This is a genomic window from Mesorhizobium sp. M0518, from assembly GCF_040321125.1.
In the GTDB taxonomy this organism is placed as follows: Bacteria; Pseudomonadota; Alphaproteobacteria; order Rhizobiales; family Rhizobiaceae; genus Mesorhizobium.
The window spans coordinates 30,162-52,123 of sequence record NZ_JAMYQY010000031.1; the positions used below are offsets into that span (position 1 = coordinate 30,162).

The 21,962-nt window shown below is 62.0% G+C and carries 17 protein-coding genes and 1 pseudogene; 14 read left to right on the forward strand and 4 right to left on the reverse strand.

Annotated elements, in window-relative coordinates:
* The first annotated feature begins 31 nt into the window (after positions 1-31).
* The 7 genes from iolD (at position 32) to phnN (ending at position 7,000) form a co-directional block, all read left to right on the forward strand.
* A complete protein-coding gene (iolD, locus tag NKI66_RS29900) occupies positions 32-1,882 on the forward strand; it encodes a 3D-(3,5/4)-trihydroxycyclohexane-1,2-dione acylhydrolase (decyclizing) (RefSeq protein WP_352440535.1) in 1,851 nt (616 codons plus the stop codon).
* 142 nt (positions 1,883-2,024) lie between these two features.
* Positions 2,025-2,942: a myo-inosose-2 dehydratase gene (gene iolE / locus NKI66_RS29905; protein ID WP_023810666.1), complete on the forward strand. Its 918-nt coding sequence runs from the start codon at positions 2,025-2,027 to the stop codon at positions 2,940-2,942.
* Between the two features lie 58 nt (positions 2,943-3,000).
* Positions 3,001-3,213 carry a DUF3329 domain-containing protein gene (locus tag NKI66_RS29910; protein WP_023810667.1) on the forward strand — a complete coding sequence of 71 codons (213 nt, stop codon included), beginning with the start codon at positions 3,001-3,003 and terminating at the stop codon, positions 3,211-3,213.
* A gap of 334 nt (positions 3,214-3,547) precedes the next feature.
* Positions 3,548-4,360 (forward strand): 5-deoxy-glucuronate isomerase, encoded by an 813-nt coding sequence (iolB, locus tag NKI66_RS29915; protein WP_023810668.1) that lies wholly within the window; start codon positions 3,548-3,550, stop codon positions 4,358-4,360.
* Between the two features lie 153 nt (positions 4,361-4,513).
* Entirely contained in the window at positions 4,514-5,221 is a 708-nt protein-coding gene (locus tag NKI66_RS29920; protein ID WP_352753796.1) for a DUF1045 domain-containing protein, read from the forward strand.
* A gap of 13 nt (positions 5,222-5,234) precedes the next feature.
* Positions 5,235-6,374 (forward strand): alpha-D-ribose 1-methylphosphonate 5-triphosphate diphosphatase, encoded by a 1,140-nt coding sequence (locus NKI66_RS29925; protein WP_023810670.1) that lies wholly within the window; start codon positions 5,235-5,237, stop codon positions 6,372-6,374.
* Positions 6,371-7,000, forward strand: a complete 630-nt coding sequence (phnN, locus tag NKI66_RS29930) for a phosphonate metabolism protein/1,5-bisphosphokinase (PRPP-forming) PhnN (protein ID WP_023810671.1) — start codon at positions 6,371-6,373, stop codon at positions 6,998-7,000. Before NKI66_RS29925 ends, phnN begins: the two co-directional genes overlap by 4 nt.
* Before the next feature lies 1 nt (position 7,001).
* On the opposite strand, the gene NKI66_RS29935 is transcribed toward phnN, so the two are convergent.
* From NKI66_RS29935 to NKI66_RS29950, 4 genes are all read right to left on the reverse strand, one after another.
* The gene (locus tag NKI66_RS29935) at positions 7,002-7,901 is read right to left on the reverse strand and encodes an aldose 1-epimerase (RefSeq protein WP_031213037.1); all 900 of its coding nucleotides are present in this window, start codon (positions 7,899-7,901) and stop codon (positions 7,002-7,004) included.
* A gap of 136 nt (positions 7,902-8,037) precedes the next feature.
* On the reverse strand, positions 8,038-9,033 hold the full coding sequence (locus NKI66_RS29940; RefSeq protein WP_023810673.1) for an ABC transporter permease: 996 nt from the start codon (positions 9,031-9,033) through the stop codon (positions 8,038-8,040).
* A gap of 61 nt (positions 9,034-9,094) precedes the next feature.
* Positions 9,095-10,633: a sugar ABC transporter ATP-binding protein gene (locus tag NKI66_RS29945; RefSeq protein WP_352753805.1), complete on the reverse strand. Its 1,539-nt coding sequence runs from the start codon at positions 10,631-10,633 to the stop codon at positions 9,095-9,097.
* A 196-nt stretch (positions 10,634-10,829) separates the two neighbouring features.
* Positions 10,830-11,792 (reverse strand): sugar-binding protein, encoded by a 963-nt coding sequence (locus tag NKI66_RS29950; protein WP_352753797.1) that lies wholly within the window; start codon positions 11,790-11,792, stop codon positions 10,830-10,832.
* Between the two features lie 555 nt (positions 11,793-12,347).
* On the opposite strand from NKI66_RS29950, the gene NKI66_RS29955 reads away from it, so the two are divergent.
* The 7 genes and pseudogenes from NKI66_RS29955 to NKI66_RS29985 form a co-directional block, all read left to right on the forward strand.
* Positions 12,348-13,487 carry a LacI family DNA-binding transcriptional regulator gene (locus NKI66_RS29955; protein WP_352753799.1) on the forward strand — a complete coding sequence of 380 codons (1,140 nt, stop codon included), beginning with the start codon at positions 12,348-12,350 and terminating at the stop codon, positions 13,485-13,487.
* A 62-nt stretch (positions 13,488-13,549) separates the two neighbouring features.
* Positions 13,550-15,109, forward strand: a complete 1,560-nt coding sequence (locus NKI66_RS29960) for a class I SAM-dependent DNA methyltransferase (RefSeq protein WP_352753800.1) — start codon at positions 13,550-13,552, stop codon at positions 15,107-15,109.
* A complete protein-coding gene (locus tag NKI66_RS29965) occupies positions 15,106-16,488 on the forward strand; it encodes a restriction endonuclease subunit S (protein WP_352753801.1) in 1,383 nt (460 codons plus the stop codon). The genes NKI66_RS29960 and NKI66_RS29965 overlap by 4 nt, the downstream gene beginning before the upstream one ends.
* Positions 16,485-17,456, forward strand: coding sequence for a restriction endonuclease (locus NKI66_RS29970; RefSeq protein WP_352753802.1), 972 nt, complete (start codon positions 16,485-16,487; stop codon positions 17,454-17,456). The genes NKI66_RS29965 and NKI66_RS29970 overlap by 4 nt, the downstream gene beginning before the upstream one ends.
* The gene (locus NKI66_RS29975; protein ID WP_352753803.1) at positions 17,453-17,866 is read left to right on the forward strand and encodes a hypothetical protein; all 414 of its coding nucleotides are present in this window, start codon (positions 17,453-17,455) and stop codon (positions 17,864-17,866) included. Before NKI66_RS29970 ends, NKI66_RS29975 begins: the two co-directional genes overlap by 4 nt.
* Entirely contained in the window at positions 17,863-21,072 is a 3,210-nt protein-coding gene (locus NKI66_RS29980; RefSeq protein ID WP_352753804.1) for a type I restriction endonuclease subunit R, read from the forward strand. The genes NKI66_RS29975 and NKI66_RS29980 overlap by 4 nt, the downstream gene beginning before the upstream one ends.
* 264 nt (positions 21,073-21,336) lie before the next feature.
* Positions 21,337-21,962: pseudogene (locus NKI66_RS29985) on the forward strand (DUF4102 domain-containing protein); the annotation flags it as partial.

A 21,962-nucleotide genomic window follows, 5' to 3' on the forward strand; every position in this document is an offset into this window, starting at 1 on the left:
GCCCGGCACAAGGACTGCGGAGGAAACCACCATGAGCAAGACAATCCGCCTGACGATGGCGCAGGCGCTGACCCGCTTCCTGTCGCGCCAGATGACCGAGATCGACGGTAGCAAAGTCCCCATCTTCGGCGGCGTATGGGCGATCTTCGGCCACGGCAATGTCGCCGGCATCGGCGAGGCGCTCTATCAGCTGCGCGACGAATTGCCGACCTTCCGCGCCCACAATGAACAGGCGATGGCGCATGCGGCGATCGCCTACGCCAAGGCCAATTTCCGCCGCCGCTTCATGGCCGCGACCTCTTCGATCGGCCCTGGCGCGCTCAACATGGTGACGGCGGCGGCGCTCGCCCATGTAAACAGGTTGCCCGTCCTGTTTTTGCCGGGCGACGTCTTCGCGAACCGCATTCCCGACCCGGTGCTGCAGCAGGCTGAGGATTTCTCCGACGGCACGGCGACGGTCAACGACTGCTTCCGTCCGGTTTCGCGCTATTTCGACCGCATCACCCGGCCGGAGCAGATCATTCCTGCGCTCAGCCGCGCCATGCAAGTGCTGACCGATCCGGCCGAATGCGGGCCGGTGACGCTGTCGCTGTGCCAGGACGTCCAGGCCGAGGCCTGTGATTATCCCGAGAGTTTCTTTGCCGAGCGGGTCTGGCACCAGCGCCGGCCGCGCCCTGACCGCCATGAGCTTGCCGCTGCAGTCGGCGCGCTCAAGGGTGCGAAAAAACCGCTGGTGATCGCCGGCGGCGGCGTCCTCTATTCGCAGGCGTCGGACGAACTGGCGAAATTCGCCGAGAGCGCCGGCATCCCGGTCTGCGAGACGCAAGGCGGCAAATCCTCGCTGCCGGACGACCATCCGCTCAACATGGCGGCGGTCGGCGTCACCGGCACTTCTGCCGCCAACCGGCTGGCTGAGGAAGCCGATGTCGTGCTGGCCATCGGCACGCGCCTTCAGGATTTCACCACCGGCTCGTGGGCGCTGTTCAAGAATTCCGGCAAGACCATCATCGGGCTCAACGTGCAGCCCTTCGACGCCGGCAAGCACCGCGCGCTGCCATTGGTGGCCGATGCGGCCGAGGGCCTGGCCGAACTCAGTGCTGCGCTGAACGGCTGGAAGGCACCTTCCACCTGGACCGACAATGCGGCCACCGGCAAGAAGGCCTGGCAGGCCGAGGCGGCCAAGGTGACGGCGTCGACCAATGCCGCCTACCCGTCCGACGCGCAGGTGATCGGCGCCGTGCAGCGCGCCATGGGCTCCGGTGTGACGCTGCTGAATGCCTCCGGCGGCCTGCCGGGCGAATTGCACAAACTTTGGCAGGCGGGCGCGCCCGGATCGTATCATGGCGAATATGGCTTCTCGACCATGGGCTACGAGATTGCCGGCGGGCTCGGAGCCAAGATGGCGAAGCCCGGCGATGAGATCGTCGTCATGATCGGCGACGGCTCCTACCTGATGATGAATTCCGAAATCGCCACTTCGGTGATGCTCGGATTGAAGCTGACCATCGTGCTGCTCGACAATCGCGGCTACGGCTGCATCAACCGGCTGCAGATGGCGACCGGCGGCGCCAACTTCAACAATCTCCTGAAGGACTCGCGCCACGAGGTCCTGCCCGACATCGACTTTGCCGCGCATGCGGCGAGCATGGGGGCGATCGCCGAGAAGGTGCCGTCGATCGCCGGGCTGGAAAACGCGCTGGAGAAGGCAAAGAAGAACAACCGCACCACCGTGCTGGTCATCGACACCGACCCGCTGGTTTCCACCGATGCCGGGGGCCATTGGTGGGACGTGGCGGTGCCGGAAGTGTCTGTACGGCCGCAGGTCAACGCGGCGCGCAAGGCGTATGACGAGAAGCGGAAGATGCAGACCGTTGGCGATTGATATAGGCGCTGCCACCCCTACCTCCCCCTTGTGGGGAGGTCGGACCGAAGGTCCGGGTGGGGGTCCGGCGCCACCCCCACCCCGCTGCTTCGCAGCGACCCTGCCCACAAGGGGGAGGGTGAACAAGAACCGGAGTGACTACTTGAAAGCCAAACTGGGCATGTCCCCCATTGCGTGGTGGAACGACGATCTTGCGGAACTCAGCGATGACGTGTCGCTGGAAGAATGCCTGCGCCAATCACGGTCGGCCGGCTTCACCGGCATGGAGATGGGCCGGCGTTTTCCCAATGACCCCGAAATCATGCTGCCGATCCTGAAGGCCGCCGACGTCACGCTGTGCGGCGGCTGGTTCTCGGGCACGCTGGTCGATGGGGAGATGGCCGACAACAAGGATCGCATCCAGCCGATGATCGACCTGTTCAAGGCGGTGAATGCGCCTTGCATCGTCTATGGCGAGGTCGGCCGCTCGATCCAGGGCGACCGCTCAAAGCCGCTGGCCACCAAGCCGAAGCTGTCGGATGACGAGATGAAGGCTTATGCCAGGCGGCTCGCCGAATTTGGCGAATGGTGCGCCGAGCAAGGCATGCCGCTCTCCTACCACCACCATATGGCGGCAGTGGTCGAGACCGAGCCGGAACTCGATGCCTTCATGCGCTATTCCGGAGCCGGCATTCCCCTGCTGCTCGATGCTGGACATCTGGCATTCGCCGGCGGCAACGTGCTGCGCGCTATCGACAACCATCATACCCGGATCAGCCATGTGCATGTGAAGGACGTTCGCATGGGGGTGATCGAAAAGCTCGATCGCACCAAACAATCCTTCCTCGACGCGGTGGCGCTGGGCGCCTTCACCGTGCCGGGCGATGGTTCGCTGGATTTCGGCGCCATCGTGCAGCGCTTCGCCGACCATGGCTATGAGGGCTGGTTCGTGGTCGAGGCGGAGCAGGACCCGAAGAAGAACCCGCCACTCAGGATGGCGCAGGTTGGCTACAAGGAATTGATGCGCGTCATGACCGCCGCCGGCTATACGGTCGAGACGCAAGGCTTTCCAAATGTCTAGTTTCCCAATGGCTGGTGCGACGGGTTCCCGGCGAGGCCGATTGCTGTAGATTGGCCCGATGAAAGATTCCGAACACCCCTTCTTCCGGCCTTTGTGGCGGCGCGTCGCCATCGTCGCGGTCTGCGTCATCTGGTCGATCATCGAGTTCGCCACCGGCACGCCGTTCTGGGGCATGATCGCGCTCGGCTTCGCCGGCTACGCCGTCTGGCAGTTTTTTTATCTCTATAAGCCGGCCGACGAGGCGAAGGCCGAGGCCGAACCGAAGGAGTGACTGATCGCATGCGTTGGCGATTGGCTTGCAGTGCTTCTAACTTCGTCATCCTAGGGCGGAGCAAGGAGCGCAGCGACGCGGCGCAGACCCTAGGATCCATGCCATGACTTTGAAGCTGGTGTGACGGTGCAGATTCCGCTCCGCTGTGCCCTTCGGCCGAGGCAACGGCATGGATCCTAGGGTCTCCGCGACGGAGCTTCGCTCCTGCTTCGCCCTAGGATGACGAAGTTGGAAGGGCGCCGGCCAATTTCCGAACGTTTGCGATGGTCCTTTCAAACAAACGACTTGGCTTTACAGGCCTGCAACCGTCAGGCCACTGGAATAGGAGACAAAAATGTCGAAGCTGCTCGTCAAAGCCAATAAAGGCCATGGCCGGGTCGCCCATGTGACACCGCAAATCGCCGGCTGGACCTATGTCGGTTTCGACCTGCACCGGCTGAAGCCCGGCGAGAGCGCGTCCGGAAAAACCGACGATCGCGAAGTCTGCCTGGTGTTCGTCACCGGCAAGGGCACGGCGTCCGCCGGCGGCAAGGATCTGGGCCTGCTTGGCGAGCGCATGTCGCCCTTCGAGGGCAAGCCGTGGTCGGTGTATGTGCCTGAGGGTTCGGACTGGTCGGTGACAGCGGACACCGAACTGGAACTCGCCGTCTGCTCGGCGCCGGGCCTTGGCGGCGGGCTGCCGGTGCGGGTGATCGCACCGGACGATCTCGGCCAGGATGTGCGCGGCAAGGGCACCAACACGCGCTACGTCACCAACATATTGCCGGAGGGCGAGCCGGCCGATTCGCTGCTGGTGGTCGAGGTCATCACGCCCGGCGGGCATACGTCGAGCTATCCGCCGCACAAGCACGACCAGGACAATCTGCCCGCCGAATCCTATCTCGAGGAAACCTACTATCACCGTCTCAACCCGCCGCAGGGTTTTGCCTTCCAGCGCGTCTATACCGATGCCGACAAGAACGGCCATCGCGCGCTCGATGAAGCAATGGCGATCGAGGATGGCGATGTCGTGCTGGTGCCCCGGGGCTATCACCCCTGCGCCGCCTGCCACGGCTACGACCTCTATTATCTTAACGTCATGGCCGGACCGAAGCGGACGTGGAAATTCCACAATGCGCCTGAGCATGAATGGCTGATGAAGGCCTGACCGGTCGCTGCGTGAGCACTCGCTCCCTGGTCCAGCACGAAAAAATCGTCGGCTAATGACCCCGCCGCAGCGTTTTGTTACCTGAAAGCCAGCAAGGCTTCGTCAATTCGTCATGGAAATCACCTATGGCAGCGAAGCTGACAAGGACTTTCCATGCGTTATGCCCTCTATTTCACCCCCCGGCAGGACGAGCCGCTGGCGCGGATCGCCGCCGACTGGCTGGGCCGCGACCCGTTCGGCGCCGCGACGAGGCCGGTCGAAGCGGTGGCAGACCTGTCGGCGGCGGAAGTCGCTTTCCACACCGCTTCGGCACGCCGCTATGGCTTTCACGCAACGCTGAAAGCCCCCTTCCGCCTGGCTACCAACGAGACCGAAACCTCGCTGCGCGCCGCACTCGACCATTTTGCCGAGGTGACGCCGGTGGTGACCATCCCGCGTCTCGTGGTCAGCCAGATCGACGGCTTCTTCGCACTGGTGCCGGAAGGGCCGCTGCCTGCGCTCAACCGGTTCGCCGATGACGTGGTGCGCGATTTCGACCGGTTTCGCGCACCGCTGAGCGAAGCGGAAATCGAGCGGCGCAGCCCGGATTCGCTGAAGCCGGCCGAGTTCCGCAACCTCTGCCAATGGGGTTACCCCTATGTCTTCGAAACCTTTCGCTTCCACATGACGCTGTCCGGCCGGGCGGGGTCACAGGAAAGCCCTCGTTTGCGCGCAGCGATCGACAGCCTGTTCGCGGAAGTGCTGCAACAGAAGGTGCTGGTGGATGCGCTGACCTTGTTTGTCGAAACCGAACCGGGTGCACCGTTCATGGTGCTCTCGCATCACGCGCTCGGGCGCCGCCCGGCCAGAAAAACCGCCTGAAGGACTGCCTGAAATGACCGCCGAGACTGTTCTCCACAATGCCCGCATCGTGCTTGCCGACGAGATCGTCGAGGGTTCGCTGGTGCTGCGCGACGGCTTTATCGCCGGCATCGAATCCGGCATCGGCCGCATCGGCGAGGATATGGGCGGCGACTATATCATTCCCGGGCTGGTCGAATTGCACACCGACCATCTCGAAGGCCACTACGCGCCGCGGCCCAAGGTGCGCTGGAATCCGATCGCCGCCGTGCTCGCCCATGACGCGCAGGTGGCGACCGCCGGCATCACCACTGTGCTCGACGCCTTGCGCGTCGGCATGGACGAAGACGCCGACCTCACATCGGCCGACATCCGCAAGCTGGCCGACGCGATCGAGGACAGTGTGAAGCAGGACCGTCTGCGCGCCGACCATTTCATCCATCTGCGCTGCGAGGTTTCGGCACCGGACTGCCTCGGGGCTTTCGCCAATTTCGACGGCGACGAGCGGGTCAAGCTGGCGTCGCTGATGGACCATGCGCCAGGCCAGCGCCAGTTCGTCAATCTCGAGACCTATGCCTACTATTACCAGCGCAAGCTGCAGCTGACCGATCGCGATTTCAAGCTGTTCTGCGAAAAGCGGATGGCCGAATCGGCGCGCAATTCGGCGCCGAACCGGGCGGTGATCGCCGCCGCCTGCCAGGAGCGCGGCATCGTGCTGGCCAGTCACGACGACGCCACATCAGGCCATGTCGACGAGGCGATCGAACAGGGCGTGCGCGTCGCCGAATTCCCGACCACGGAAGAGGCCGCCAGGGCCTCGAAAGAGGCCGGGATGGGCGTGCTGATGGGCGCGCCCAACGTCATGCGCGGCGCCTCGCATTCGGGCAATGTCTCCGCCCGTACGCTGGCCGGCGACGGCCTGCTCGACATCTTGTCGTCCGACTATATTCCCTTCAGCCTGATCCAGTCGGCGTTCTTCCTCGGCGATGTCGTCGAAGGCATTTCCCTGCCGCAGGCCGTCGCCATGGTCTCGAAGAACCCGGCCGATGCGGTTGGCCTGACCGATCGCGGCGTCATCGAACAGGGCCGCCGCGCCGATCTGGTGCGCGTGCGCGTCGACGACCATGTCCCGGTGGTGCGCACCGTGTGGCGGCAGGGAAGCCGGGTCGCATGATGGTGTCGGCATCGATCGAGCGGGAATTGTCGGCCGAGACGTTTCCGATCCGCGATGGCGTTTTCGTCGCCGTCGTCGGCCCAAGCGGCGCCGGCAAGGACACGGTGATCGGCTACGCCCGCGCCCGCTTTGCCGATGAGACAAGGCTGGAGTTCGTCCGCCGCGTCATCACCAGGCCGAGCGATGTCGCCAGCGAGGACCACGACACGCTGGCCGATGCCGCCTTCGTCGAGGCCGAAGCCGATGGCGCCTTCGCCATCTCCTGGGAAGCGCACGGCTTGCGCTACGGCATCCCCGTCGATGTCGACTGGTCCGTTGCCAATGGCCGTGTCGCTGTCGCCAATGTGTCGCGCGCGATCATCCCCTCCTTGCGCGAACGCTATGCCAATCTGGCCATCGTCGAGATCACCGCCTCGCCGGAGGTTCTGGCAGAGCGGCTGGCAATGCGCGGTCGCGAGTCACGCGGCGAGGTGCTGGCGCGACTGGCGCGCAGCGCCAATGTGAGCCTGTCGGGACCTGGCGTCACCTCGATCGACAACAGCGGCCCACGCGAGGCGGCCGGCGACCGTTTCGCCGAGGTGCTGCGCAAGGCGATGGCTTTTTCCGACATGTCGGGCCTGATCTAGGCTAGCCTTCAAGCGCAAAAGGCATGAACAAGACGGTGCCGGCAGCACTTTCGCCAGGGGCCAGCACGATCACGCCTTCCTCCGGATCGTCCCACCGGCCCCGGTTGAAAGCACCGGAGGCATTCGTTTGCGGCTCGACGCAGAAATACGGTTTTGTCGGATCGGCGTAGAGCATCAGATGCTTGAAGACCGGGTCGGCCTTGATCCGCAAGCCGGCACCGCGGGTTGGAAAACGAATGATCGCCTCGCCCCTCCAGCCGCCGTAATCACTGTTGCGCCAGCCGTTTGGCAAAGGCCGGTCCTCGGCAAAGTCGAGTTCGGGCGGAAGTGTGATCGGATCACCGGAAATGCCATCCGGCTCTTCGAGGTAGAAGCGCTTCGCCTCGAATTGCAATGTCACGTCCGGATCGCGATCGAACCAGGGATGCAGGCCAAAACCGAACGGCAAGGTAACCGGTCCGGTGTTGGTGAGCGTAATGGTGACGCTCAGCCCCTCTTCGGTGACCGCGAAAGCCTGCGTCGCTCGATAGGAATAGGGCTCGGCTCCGGCGGCAATGTCCAGCGTCAGCGTCGCGTTCGCGGCTGCTGTCTCGGTGACAGTCCAGGCGTGTTGCCAGCCGCTGCCGTGCACGTTGAATTTCTCCGGCGGATTGTTGGGCAGGACCTGCCAGCGCTGCGCCCCGAAGTCGAAAGCGTTCCCAGTGATGCGATTGGCGTAGGGCGTCATTGGAAACATGGCCACGCCAAGCACATTGCCGGTATCGCGATCCCCGTCCGAAAGCCGGCGCAGGAGATCGATGCCGCGCCAGCGCAGCGCGCTCACGCTGCCGCCGATTTGCGGCGCCAGTTCGGCTTCAAGCGCCCCTGCCCTCAACATCAACAGTTCAGGTTTCGCTCTCATGGCTTGCCACTCGTCCGCCACCGACATCCGGCATGATGTGGAGACGTCCCGCAATCGCAGAAGGGCGGCAAGGCCGCAACCATTTCATTCATGCCGCCAGGCGCCGACAAACGCGCGGCGCGTCTTGGCAGGGCGATTATTCCGCGGCCGCGCCGGAAGCGCTCTTGCGCGTGGCGTCGACCATCAGCCGCCGTTCCCGGAACACGCCCCATTGCTGGTCGACCAGCACGCCGATGAGGATGACGCCGCCCATCACCGCGAAGTTGAGCGAGGACGGGATGCCGAGCAGATTGACGAGGTTCTGCAGTTCCTGCAGCAGCACCGTGCCGAGGATGACGCCGATCAGCGAGCCTTCGCCGCCGCGCAACGAGAAGCCGCCGAGCACGGCGGCGGCGATTGCGTAGAGCTCGTAAAACTGGCCGTGGCTGGCCGGTGAGATCGAGCGCGTGTACATGGCGAAATAGATCGCCGACAGCGCCGTCAGCACGCCGCAGATGACATAGGCGGCGATGACGACGCGGCCGGTGCGGATGCCGGAATATTTCGCCGCCTCCTCGTTCTTGCCGATGGCGTAGAGATAGCGGCCGAACACCGAGCGGTGCAGCACCACCCACATGACTATTGAGATGACGATCAGCGCGATGAAGCTGTTCGGCACGCCATAAGAGCGCCCGGCGGTCAGGAATTCGAGGTCGGGGAAATTCTGGCCGAACGCAAAACCCGCCGTGCCGTCGCCAGTGTAGAAGCGGGCGACGCCGCGGTAGATCAAAAGGCCGCACAGGGTGACGACGAAGGGCTGCAGCTTGAGCCTTGTGATCAGCCAGCCATGTGCCAGGCCGATGATGGCGCCAAGCACCAGGATGAGCACGAAGGCAACCGGCCATCCCATGCCACGCACGGCGATAAAGTCGATGAATAGCGTTCCGAGCAGCGCGACCACCGAGCCGACCGACAATTCGATGCCGCCGGTGATGATGACGAAGGCCTGGCCGATCGACAGGATGCCGAACAGGCCGATCAGGTTCGAGGTGTTGGCGAGGTTGATCGGAAGCAGGAAGCGCGGATTGATGATCGCAACGATCGCCCCGACCACCAGGATCAGGATCAGCAGGCCGAGATCTTTCTTGCTCATCGTCTTCTCCCCAATGCCCGCCCTGGAAGGTTCCGGACCGGAACCCGTGGCAAACAAGAAACTATTTCGGCTGCTTGCCCACTGCCAGCAGCAGCACGTTTTCCTGGCTGAACCGGTCCTTGTCGAGAATGCCGGAGATCTGGCCCTCATGCATGACGGCGATGCGGTCGGACACGCCGATCACCTCTTCCATGTCGGAGGAGATCATCAGCACGGCGACGCCGGCATCGGCGAGCGCCCGCATCAGCCCGTAGATTTCCGCCTTGGCGCCGATGTCGATGCCGCGCGTAGGCTCGTCGAGAATCATCACCTTCGGATTCATGGCCAGCCACTTGCCGAGCACGACCTTCTGCTGGTTGCCGCCCGACAGCGTGCCGGTGCGCGTCTGCACCGAAGGCGCCTTGATGCCGAGATCTTTCTTCTGTTTCTCGGCGGTGGCGGTCTCGGCGCTTGAGGACACCAGGGAGCGGCGCGCATGCGCCGGCAGATTGGGCAGCGAAATGTTCTGCGCGATCGACAGGTCGAGCAGGATGCCGGTCAGCTTGCGGTCTTCCGGGACCAGGAAGATGCCTTGCGCGACGGCATCCGCCGCGGAAGCCAGCGCAAGCGGCTTGCCGTCGAGTTCCAGCGCGCCGCCGAGCTTCGAGTCAATGCCGAAGAACACCCGCGCCAATTCGGTGCGGCCGGAGCCGACAAGGCCGGCCAGGCCGAGGATTTCGCCACGCCTGACGTCGAGATCGACCGGCCGGCCGGGATAGGCAGGCGTGCGGATGGCCTTGGCCGCAAGCGCCGTGGCGCCGGGCGCACGCGCCGCTTCCGAGGCCTTTTCGCGCTCCTTCAGCATGCGGCCGATCATCAGCTTGACCATCTGGTCGTGGCCGATGTCATGCTTGCCCAGCGTACCGGCCAGCATGCCGTCGCGCAGCACGACGACGCGGTCGGCGACGCGCTCGACCTCGTGCAGGCGGTGCGAAATGAAGATGACGCTGATGCCGTCGGCCTTCAGCGCCTTGATGACGTCGAGCAATTTGTCGGTTTCGGCGAGCGGCAGGCTCGATGTCGGCTCGTCGAGGATGACCAGCCTTGCCTCGATCGACAGCGCCTTGGCGATCTCGACCATCTGCTGCTGCGCCAGCGACAAGGTCGCGACCTGCGTGTCGGCGGAAAAATTGGCGCCGACGCGCTTCAACAGCGGCGCCACCATGGTGCGCAGTTTTGCGCGGTCGACGAGCCTGAGCGGCCCGGCGCGCAACGGCTCGCGGCCGAAGAAGATGTTGGCGGCGACATCGAGATTGTCGAACAGGTTGAGTTCCTGGTGGACGAAGGCGATGCCCGAACCCAGGCTGGCTTCGACTGAGAGCCTGTCATGCGCGGTGCCGTCGACGGTGATCGTGCCGCTGTCGGGCCTAGTGACGCCGCCGAGGATCTTCATCAAGGTCGATTTGCCGGCGCCGTTTTCACCGACGAGGCCGATGACCTCGCCCGGCCTGACCTCCATGGAGAAGCCGTCGAGCGCGACGACGCCCGGATAGGTCTTGCGCACGTTCTCGAGGCTGAGGAACGGCGTCGTTGCTGCGATGGATGTGTCGGAATAGTTCATCATGCCTGACAGCGATTGGGGGGCCAATTTCTGAGCATGATCTCTGGACAAAACGGTTTCCCGTTTGTCCGAGAAAACCGGCTTCCACTTTTCGGGATCATGCTCTTGGCTTTTGGCAGACTGACGATCCTCGCGGTGTTCGTCAATGCGAGCAGCCGGCCCAAGCGACGTTGAGCCGGCTGAACTGCTTCAAGTCTTATTTTCCGGCCATCGCCTTCAGATTGGCGGCGTAGGCGTCGACGTCATCCTTGCCGATGATCTTGGTCGGGATGATGATGAGGTTGCCTTCCGGGATGCCCGACTTGTCGCCCTTGAGATAGGCAGCCATCAGCTTCATGCCCTGATAGGCCCATTCGAAGGGCTGCTGCACGACGGTGGCGGCAATGGTGCCTTCCTTGACGCCGCCCAGCGTGATCGGATCGTCATCGAAGCCGACGACGGTGATCGAGCCGAGCTTGCCGGCGTCGCGCAGCGCTTCATAGATGCGCGGCGTATTGTAGGAGTAGAAGCCGACCATGCAGGTGACGTCGGGGCTGGCGACCAGCGCGTCCTCGACGTTCTTCTTGGCGCGCGCCTGGTCGATGTCGTCGCCGCGCACGTCGATCAGCTCGATCTTGGTTCCGGCGAGGCCGTCCTTCATGCCCTGGATGCGCTCCTTGGCATTGTCGGCGCCGAGCAGGCCGACGAAGCCGAGGCATTTGCCGCCATTGGGCATCGCCTTCTTGGCGATTTCGGCCGCCTGCTTGCCGGCATCGACGTTGGACGAGCCGATATAGGCGACGCGCTTGGTCTGCGGGGCGTCCGAGTCGGTGGTGAACAGCGCCGTTTCCGAAGCGATCTTGTTGAGGCCATCGGTCGAGGTCTTGGGATCGACGGCCGAGACCATGATGCCCTTGACGCCGGCGGTGACCAGATCGTCCATCAGCCGCTGCTGGATGGCGACCGAGGACTGCTCGGGATATTTGAGCTCGAGCGTATAGTCGGGCAGTTCGCCCTGCGCCTTCTTGACGCCGGCTTCGGCGGCCTTCCAGAAATCGGAAGCGCCGTTGACGACGAAGGCCAGCGTCGGCTTGTCGTCGGCGCGCGCGATTGCCGTGGCCGACAGGCCGAGCAGCAGCGCGGTCGCGGCTACGGATGCATTTCGTATCAAGGATTTCATGTTCAACCTCCCATTTGGTTCAGTCGTTCGACTGACCGATCTTGCACTGACCTGATTTGCCGTTTGCAGCTTGGACGCCCTCCTCCTCAAAGGGTTCACGGCACCGAAAGAATGGCGCCGTCCCAGCCACGATGCGGACCTTAGAGACTCATCCTTCGTTCGTAAATAGTCCGATTTGTCAGACATATCACATATCCGAGACAAGGCTTGCGGGGGTAAGATCCGCTCGCCATCGGGCCATTTTCGTACACTCCCACCGCCCCGAGCCCACCGGCCGGATGCGACGGATTGACGGTACAGCGCATTTTTGTATTAGTAAACAGTATTAGTTCCGAGCCAATGCCGGCGATTTCCAGGCGTATCCAACGCCGAGCCTTGGTCACCACTGGCTCGCCGCCCAAGCCTTTCGTCATTTGAGTTTTGGCTTTTATGGAGATCCATGGCGGATAGACCTCCGGCATACTAATAGTTATAAACGCCTTGATGATATCTCTATAAATCGACGGCGTCACGCCATCTTGCCGGCCTGACCGGCCAGCCAGACTGGGATTTGCCATGAGCGAGACGACGGATCGGGCCAGCGACACGGCGAGGCGGCGCAAGGCGGCGGCCAAGGGCACCAAGGGTCGCGTCACCATGATCGACATCGCCAGGGCCGCCGGCTGCTCGCAGGCGACCGTTTCCTTCGTGCTCAACAATTCGCCCGGCATCAAGCTGTCGCAGCAGACCCGCGAACGGGTGATCGAGGCCGCGCGGACCCTTGGCTATTCGGCGCCCGCCTTCTCGGCACTTCACCCGGCGTTGCCTGCCTTCGAGGGGCCCGCCTTCGAAGGACTGGACGGGGTGATCGGCTTTGCCGTCGACCAGCTCGCCACCAGCCCGGAAGCCGTGGTCGCCATCGAGGGCGCGCGCCAGGCCTCGTGGAATGCCGGCAACGTGCTTCTGGTGGCGCAGACGCTGGGCGATTCCGTCATGGAGCCGCGCGCCATCGCCGCACTCACCAAGCGGGGCATTTCGGCGCTGATCTACATGACCATCTTCACGCGCGAGATCACCGCGCCCGACTATCTCTACGGCCTCGACATCCCGGTGATCCTGCTCAATTGCTACACGGCGGACTACGCCTTCCCCGCCGTGGTGCCGAGCGAGATCGCCGGCGGCCAGAGCTCGACCCGCCATTTGATCAGCCACGGCCACCGCCGCATCGCCACCATCACCGGCGAGCCGTGGATGCAGGCCGCACAAGACCGGCTGAAAGGCTACCGCCGCGCGCTCGCCACCGCCGACATCCCGTTCGACGGCGAATTGGTGGTCGAGGGCGACTGGTCGGCCAGCGCCGGCTACGCCGCGACCGTCAAGCTGCTGGCGCTGAAAGACCGCCCGACCGCCATCTTCTGCCAGAACGACCGCACCGCGATCGGCTGCTACGAAGCGCTGAAGGAAGCCGGCCTGCACATTCCGCAAGACATTTCCGTGGTCGGCTACGACGACGAGGAAATCGCCCGGCATTTGTTCCCGCCGCTGACGACCTCGATCCTGCCGCACATGGCGATGGGGCAATGGGCGATCGAGCAGCTGGAGGCGCCGGCGGCGCCTGGACGGGGGCGGTATCCGATTACGAAGTTGGAGTGCCCGCTGGTGGAGCGGGAGTCTGTTAGGGCGGTGGCGGGGGCAGGACCTAAAGAGCGTATCTGAGGAACCGTTTGCAGAGCCTGCCCTAGCATCCTACCCTAACCGCTAATGATTTGGGGGACAGGATGGCATCTAACAGCGGCAACGGCTCTGATTTGGCGTTCACAGCGGAGCTGTTCAAGGCGGCAGACAAGTTGCGAGGCAACCTTGAGCCGTCCGAGTACAAACACGTCGCGCTCGGTTTGATCTTCCTAAAGTACATTTCCGACGCTTTCGAAGGCCAGCACGCGAAGCTGGAGGCGGATGAGTATGCCGACGCGGAAGACCCCGAGGAGTATCTGGCCGAAAACGTATTCTGGGTACCGAAGGAGGCTCGCTGGTCGTATTTGCAGGCCAACGCCAAGCGCCCCGAGATCGGCAAGCTGGTAGATGAGGCAATGGAGGCCATTGAGAAGGCCCCGTCGAACGAAGGGCTGAAGGGCGTTCTGCCGAAAAACTACGCGCGCCCGACGCTGAACAAGACGATGCTCGGCGAGCTGATCGACCTGTTCTCCAACATCGGCATGCACGATAGCACCGACACGGCGAAAGACCTGTTAGGCCGCGTATACGAGTATTTTCTGTCCGGGTTCGCGAGTTCCGAGGGGAAGCGAGGCGGCGAGTTCTTCACGCCGCGTTCCGTCGTCCGCACGTTGGTCCAAGTGCTCGAACCCTATACGGGCCGCGTCTATGACCCGTGCTGCGGCTCAGGTGGCATGTTCGTGCAGTCGGAGAAGTTCATCGAGGAGCACGGCGGGCGGCGTGACGCCATCGCGATCTACGGTCAGGAGATCAACCACACAACGTGGCGGCTAGCAAAGATGAACCTCGCGGTTCAGGGTATCGACGCGGACATCCGATGGAACAATGAGGGCAGCTTCCACCGTGACGAGTTCGCGGACCTCAAGGCCGATTTCGTCATGGCCAACCCGCCCTTCAACGTGTCGGACTGGGGTGGTGAGCGCCTGACCGACGACCAGCGCTGGAAGCACGGCGTCCCGCCAAGAGGGAACGCCAACTTCGGCTGGCTTCAGCACATCCTCCACCATCTGGCCCCACGTGGAACAGCGGGCGTCGTCCTCGCCAATGGTTCGATGTCGTCTAACCAATCTGGCGAAGGCGACATTCGCAAGGCCATGATCGAGGCGGATGTTGTGGACTGTATGGTCGCACTACCGGGCCAGCTGTTCTTCTCCACCCCAATCCCGGCCTGCCTCTGGATACTGGCGCGGAACAAGAGCGCCAACGGTCACCGCGACCGGCGCGGAGAAATCCTGTTCATTGATGCCCGCAGGCTCGGCTTCATGGTGGATCGGATACGCAAGGAGTTCAGTGTAGAGGACATCGACAAGATCGCGGGGTCCTACCATCGCTGGCGTGCCACGCCCGAGACACTGGCGGCGAACGGCTGGGCCGACTACGCCGACGATCCGGGTTTCTGCAAGTCGGCCACCCTAACAGAGGTTCGCGAGCATGGTCATGTGCTGGCGCCCGGTCGGTATGTGGGTGCAGCAGAGGCAGAGATTGACGGCGTTTCGTTCGCCGAAAAGTTCGAGGAACTGCGCGAACAGCTACAGTCGCAGTTTGCAGAGGGGCGAACGCTGGAAGAGCGGATCGAGCGAGTACTCGGGGACGTGACGCCATGAGTGGATGGACGTCTACAACGCTCGGCGACCTCATCGAGGTGAAACATGGCTTTGCGTTCAAAGGCGAGTATTTCCGAGACGCGCCGCCAGGAGACATCCTATTGACGCCGGGCAACTTCGCGGTCGGTGGCGGCTTCCAGTTTGGAAAGCTCAAGTTCTACGACGGCCCGTCAGCACCGGGCTACGTCCTTCGAGCTGGCGACCTCCTCGTGACGATGACCGATCTCAGCAAGGCGGGTGACACTCTTGGGTACCCTGCGATAGTTCCCCGTGATGGGTCTGTTTATTTGCACAATCAGCGCCTTGGAAAGGTTGATTGCATCTCTGACCTTGCCAGCCGTGATTTCATCTACTGGTTGATGCGAACATCAAGCTATAGGGCAGAAGTCCTGGCAAGTTGCACGGGTTCAACCGTGAAGCACACGTCGCCGAGCCGCATAAAGGCGTATAGGTTCCTGCTACCGCCAAAGCCAGAACAAAAACTCTTCTGCGAAGTGCTCGGCGCGCTTGACGACAAGATCGAACTGAACCGGCGGATGAATGAAACGCTGGAGACTATGGCGCAGGCGATCTTCCGCGATTGGTATGTCAATTTCGGCCCGACCCGCCGCAAGATCGACGGCGCAACCGATCCTATCGATATCATGGGGTGTCTCGTCGCCGACCCCAATCGGGCGCAGGAACTGGCTGATCTGTTTCCGGCAGCGTTGGGCGACGATGGGCTGCCGTCGGGCTGGACGACAAGTTCCCTTGCGTCCATCTTGTTAGTACTTGAGACCGGGTCGCGGCCCAAAGGCGGCGTCAAGGGCATCAATTTTGGAATACCTAGCGTTGGTGCGGAGAGTATCGTTAGTATTGGAAAGTACGACTTTAGTAAGACGAAATATGTTACTGCAGAGTTTCATAAAGGCATGAAGCGGGGCCATGTGAGCGACCGTGATGTGCTTTTGTACAAAGATGGCGGGCGACCTGGAGAATTCGAACCCCATGTCAGCATGTTCGGGACCGGCTTTCCTTTTTCCGAATTTTGTATCAACGAACACGTCTATAGGATCAGGGCGTGCCCACCGTTTACTCAAGAGTTTCTATATTTCATGCTTACGTCTGAAGCCGTGATGGATGAGATGCGAAATCGCGGAACCGGCGTTGCAATCCCGGGGCTGAATTCGACAGCAGTGAAGGCGCTGCCGTTTGTCAATGCAGGCCAGGAAATCGCTGCCGCTTTTGGCTCCTTGGTCCATTCCCTTGTGTCTCGAATACTCGCCAATGCAGCACAAAGTAGGACGCTCGCAGCTACCCGAGACCTTTTGCTCCCTAAGCTCATGTCCGGCGACATCACCCTTCGAGATGCCGAGCATCGTCTGGAGGCAGCGCAATGACCAGGGTCTGGTGCGTCCGCGCCGACGCCGGCAAATACGCTCAAGCCTTCCTGCATGGCGGATATTGCGGCATCGGTTGGGAGCGAGTGGCTGATCTTTCGGTCACTCCCACCCGCGATGAACTGTACCCGCTCTATCGCGCTGCCTACCCCGAGGATGACAGCAACATCGTCGTAGGCCAGCAGGTGGGGCAGCTTGCACGCTTCCTTATCGAGATGAAGGCCGGCGACACGGTGATTACGCCGGACACGAACACGGAGTTGCTGCATCACGGTATCGTCGGACCCGATCCATCCTACTTTTACGTCCCGGCCGACCCCGCGTGCCGCTATCCTCATCGCAGGCGTGTGAAGTGGTCGTCACTGCCTCTGCTTCGCTCCGGGCTGTCCGTGCCTTTGCAGAACACATTGCAATCCTCGTTGACTGTCTTTGGAGTTTCCCAGGTTGACGAAGTTCTGCAACGGACAGGACGCGGCAGCTTGTCACCAGTTGTCCACGCTGGTGCTTACGATCCGTATCGGGCCGTTCTCGACCAAATCCTCACGCTAGATGACAAAGAGTTTGAGATCCTCGTCGGCCATCTTCTCACTGCACTTGGGTTCGAGGGGTCAGAGGTAGTCGGGAAGACAGGCGACGGCGGCGTAGACGCCATCGGCGAGCTAAACATTGCCAACCTCGCCAAGGTAAAAGTGTTCGTCCAGGCTAAACGATACAAGCTAGATGCCAAGATCGCTGCCTCCACCGTCCGCCAGCTTCGACAAGCTATACCGTCTAACGGGCAAGGTGCGTTCATTACCACTGCAGGCTTTCAGAAGGCCGCGTTCGACGTTGCGCTCGAGGCGGGGTTTCCCCGGATCGGATTGATCAATGGAAGTCAATTGGTCGATCTTCTGGTCGAGCACTGGTCAGATATCCCTGTAGAGTTCAAGGAGCGTCTGGGGCTGAAACCCGGTCTGGTGCTGGCATGACTGATCCGCAGGCAGCGCTCAAAGCACATTGCGAAGCTCGTCTTAATCGCGAAGCGGCAGTCCACACCGCGGGCCACCAGAATGTTCATGCGCGGCGGTACCTCCTACCGCGCAAGGGTCGAGGCCCGATAGAAGTCGCCATCATCATCAAACCCGACAGCATCCTCCAGATTTGGAGCGAGACTAATGGCGTGGACCTTTCAAAGGTCGCAGGTATCAAGCATCGGAAGCGTCCCGGCAGCGAAACCTATATGACCAAGAACGCACGGGGCGACATCCTCTATGGTCGACACAGCGCGCTCAAGACCCTTGACCGCCTGCATCGTGGCGATGCCGTCAGGTTCGTTCCCGAGACCATCGGTGAGGTAGATCGTATTCTCGATGTGCTCGCCCACGGGAGCGTGCCGTGACGGAGACGCCGGGCAAGGAAATCATCTACGAGCAGATCGACACTGACTATACTCGCTCAGGCTTCCGCGAGGACATCGTGGAAGCCGCCGCCATAAACATCTTTGAGGAGCTTGGCTACCTCTACGCTCCGTCCAGTCAAATCGCGCCTGACGGCTCCACTCCTGAGCGTGAAGCCTATTCCGACACCATTCTGGCTTCGCGTCTGAGGGCAGCGGTCGACCGTCTGAACCCGACCATCCCAGCCGAGGCCCGCGCATCGGCGATCAAGCAACTGTTCGTTACTGAAACCCCATCCCTGGTCGAAGAAAACTGGCGCATCCATCGCCTTCTCACCGAAGGTGTCGATGTTGAGTTTGTCGTGGCCGACGGGGAGATCAAGGGTGACAAGGTCTGGCTGGTCGACTTTGACAAAGCCGACAACAACGACTGGCTGGTGACCAACCAATTCACCGTGGTTGAGGGTCGCCACAAGCGCCGTCCAGACATCGTGGTGTTCGTCAACGGTCTGCCCCTCGCCATCATCGAGTTGAAGAACGCTGGTGCCGAGGCTGCCGACATCGGCGCTGCCTTCAATCAGCTCCAGACCTACAAGGCGCAGGTGCCGTCGCTGTTTCGGACGAACGCGGTCTTGATCGCTTCCGATGGCGTTCTGGCCCGGATAGGGTCACTTACCGCTGACGAGGAACGGTTCATGCCGTGGCGGACGGTGACGGGAGCGGATGGCGATTTCACGCCGCACGGCCCACGCGAGATGGCGACGCTGTTGTACGGTGTGTTCGACCGCAAGCGGTTCCTTGCCTTGCTGCGTGACTTCATTGTGTTCGGCGACAAGGGTGAAGGTCCGTTCAAGATCATTGCCGGATACCATCAGTTCCATGGCGCAACGAAGGCACTCACCAGTGCGATCGAGGCCGCGAAACCTGACGGTGACCGCAAGATCGGCGTCATCTGGCATACGCAGGGTTCAGGCAAGAGCCTGTTGATGGCTTTTTTCGGTGGGCTGATCGTGCGGTCCAAGGCGCTGGAGAACCCGACGCTGGTCGTCTTGACCGACCGCAACGACCTAGACGATCAGTTGTTCGCAACGTTCAGTCTGTGTCGCGACCTGATCCGCCAGACGCCCGAGCAGGCGGACAGCCGCGACGAACTTCGCCGTCTGCTCAACCGCGCCTCCGGTGGGGTGATCTTCACGACGGTCCAAAAGTTCTCGCCCGAGACCGGGGAGGAGAGCTTTCCGGTCCTGACCGACCGTCGCAATGTCATCGTCATGGCCGACGAGGCACATCGAAGCCAGTACGGTTTTGACGCCAAGCTGGATAAGACCTCGGGCAAGCGTCGCTATGGCTACGCGCACTACATCCGCCAGGGGCTGCCCAACGCTTCCTTCATTGGCTTCACCGGAACCCCCATTGAAGCCGACGACATAAACACGCCTGCGATTTTCGGCGAGTATATCGACGTCTACGACATCAGTCGCGCCGTGGAGGACGGCGCGACTGTTCCGATCTTCTACGAGAGCCGACTAGCCCGCATCGAGTTGAACGAGGACGAGAAGCCCAGGATCGACGCGGAGATCGAGGCGATCCTCGAAGACGACACACTCTCCGAGCAGGAGAAGCAGAAGGCGAAATGGGCAACGGTCGAGCGGCTGGTAGGGTCGGACAAACGTCTGTCGCAGATCGCCACCGATCTGGTCGAACACCTTGAGGCTCGTATCGCGGGCATGAATGGCAAGGCAATGGCGGTCTGCATGAGCCGCCGTATCTGCGTGGACCTCTACAAGCATATCGTGGCCCTCAGGCCAGCGTGGCACTCGGACGATGACGACAAGGGGGCGATCAAGATCGTGATGACCGGGTCCGCATCCGATCCGCTGGACTGGCAACCCCACATCGGCACTAAGAAGCGGCGCGACGCCCTCGCCAAGCGGGCGCGTGACCCCGACGACGAACTCAAGCTCGTGATCGTGCGGGACATGTGGCTGACCGGCTTCGACGCGCCCTGCATGCACACGATGTACATTGACAAACCGATGCGCGGACACGGACTTATGCAAGCAATCGCTCGCGTAAACCGAGTGTTTAAGGATAAGCCCGGCGGGTTGATCGTTGACTACATTGGCATCGCGCAGAACCTCAAGAAGGCACTGGGCCAATACACGACTTCTGATCAGGAAAAGACCGGCATTGATGAGCAGGAGGCTGTCGCCGTCCTGATGGAGAAGTACGAGGTCGTGCGAGGGATGTTCCACGGCCACGATTACCGTCTCGGCATGATCGGCCAGCCCCAGCAACGCCTAGTGGCATTGGCTGACGCCATCGACTGGATACTCGCTTGGCAAGAGCGGGAGGCCGCGAAGATTTCGGGCGCCGACGACAAGAAGAAGGCGCATCGACGCTATCAGAACGCCGTACTGGAGCTGAGCAAGGCATATGCGCTGGCGTCTGCCAGCGATGAAGCCCGAGCGATACGCGACGAGGTCGGCTTCTTTCAAGCTGTCCGGGCAGCACTCGCCAAGACCACGGCGAGGGGCAAGATGTCTGACCGCGCCAAGACCTTTGCAGTCGAGCAGCTACTCAATCAGGCCGTTGCCAACGCTGAAATCGTGGACATCCTGAAGGCTGCAGGTATCCAGACCCCGGACCTGTCGATCCTGTCCGAGGAGTTCCTAGCGGAAATCCAGCAGATGGAGAGGAAGAACCTCGCTCTGGAGGCTTTGAAGAAGCTGCTAAATGGCGAGATCAGCAGCCGGTCGAGGTCGAACGTCGTCGAGACCAAGTCGTTCTCGCGGCGCCTTGAGGAAGCCGTAGCTCGGTATCATGCCAACGCGATCTCGACCGTTGAGATGATCCAAGAGCTGATCGCCCTGGCAAGGGACATCAAGGCGTCGGCGGTTCGAGGCGAGGAGCATGGGCTGTCCCCCGAGGAGCTAGCCTTCTATGACGCCCTTGCCGAGAACGAGAGTGCCATTGAGGCCATGGGCAGTGAAAAGCTGCGGGTGATCGCTCACGAACTGGTCGAACAGATGCGCGGTTCGGCGACAGTAGACTGGCACCACAAGGCGACCGCACGCGCCCGGATGCGCATCCTCGTGAAGCGCATCCTCAAGAGATATGGCTATCCGCCTGATCTTGAGCAGGAGGCAGTCCAAACCGTACTTGCCCAGGCTGAGGTGATGCTGCGTGAGGTTGCAGCACATATTTAGGTAAGCGACACCTTTAGGTGCGATATGGACCTTTGAAATCTGGCGCACCCGACAGGATTCGAACCTGTGACCTCTGCCTTCGGAGAATGGATAGTGGCTTTCGCCGAAACTATCCGATTTTATCCGAATGCGCGCTATGCCTCTGAAATTACAAAACAAATTTGAAATCGATCAGCGCCGACGGTACGACGGAGCGGCTCAAACCCCTCCCTGCCGTGCTTACGCTTTGCTTACGCAGGGAATCTGTCAAGGAGACCCAAAAGCATGGCGAAGCTGACCAAACGAACCGTCGATGCCACCAAAATCAAGTCCTCTGACTATGTCCTATGGGACGACGACCTTCCGGGGTTTGGGATGCGCGTCTTCAAATCGGGGAAGCGAAGCTATGTTGTGCAGTACCGCAGTGCCGGCCGCTCGCGTCGCTATACGATCGGACTGCACGGAGTTTGGACTCCTGACTAAGCCAGGCGCGAGGCGAAAGCCCTGCTGGGTCAGGTCGCAAGGGGTGGCAACCCCGCCGAGGAGCGCAAGCTCGATCGCGAGGCGATCACCGTCAAGGAACTCTGCACCCGCTACCTCGAAGATCTCAAGAACGGACTCGTGCTCGGCAAACGAGGACGGCCAAAGAAGCCCACGACGATCTCCACCGATGTCGGACGCGTTGAGCGCCACATCGTTCCGCTGCTCGGCAGCCGACGGGTGCGGGATTTGGCCAAGTCCGACATCACCCAAGCCATGAAGGACATCATGGCGGGGAAGACACGCGCGAACGTGAAGACGGACAAGCTGCGTGGGCGCGCAATCGTGCGCGGTGGCGCCGGCACGGCAGCCCGAACGATAGGTCTCTTCGGCGGCATTCTCAGCTATGCGGTCGAACTCGGCATCATCGA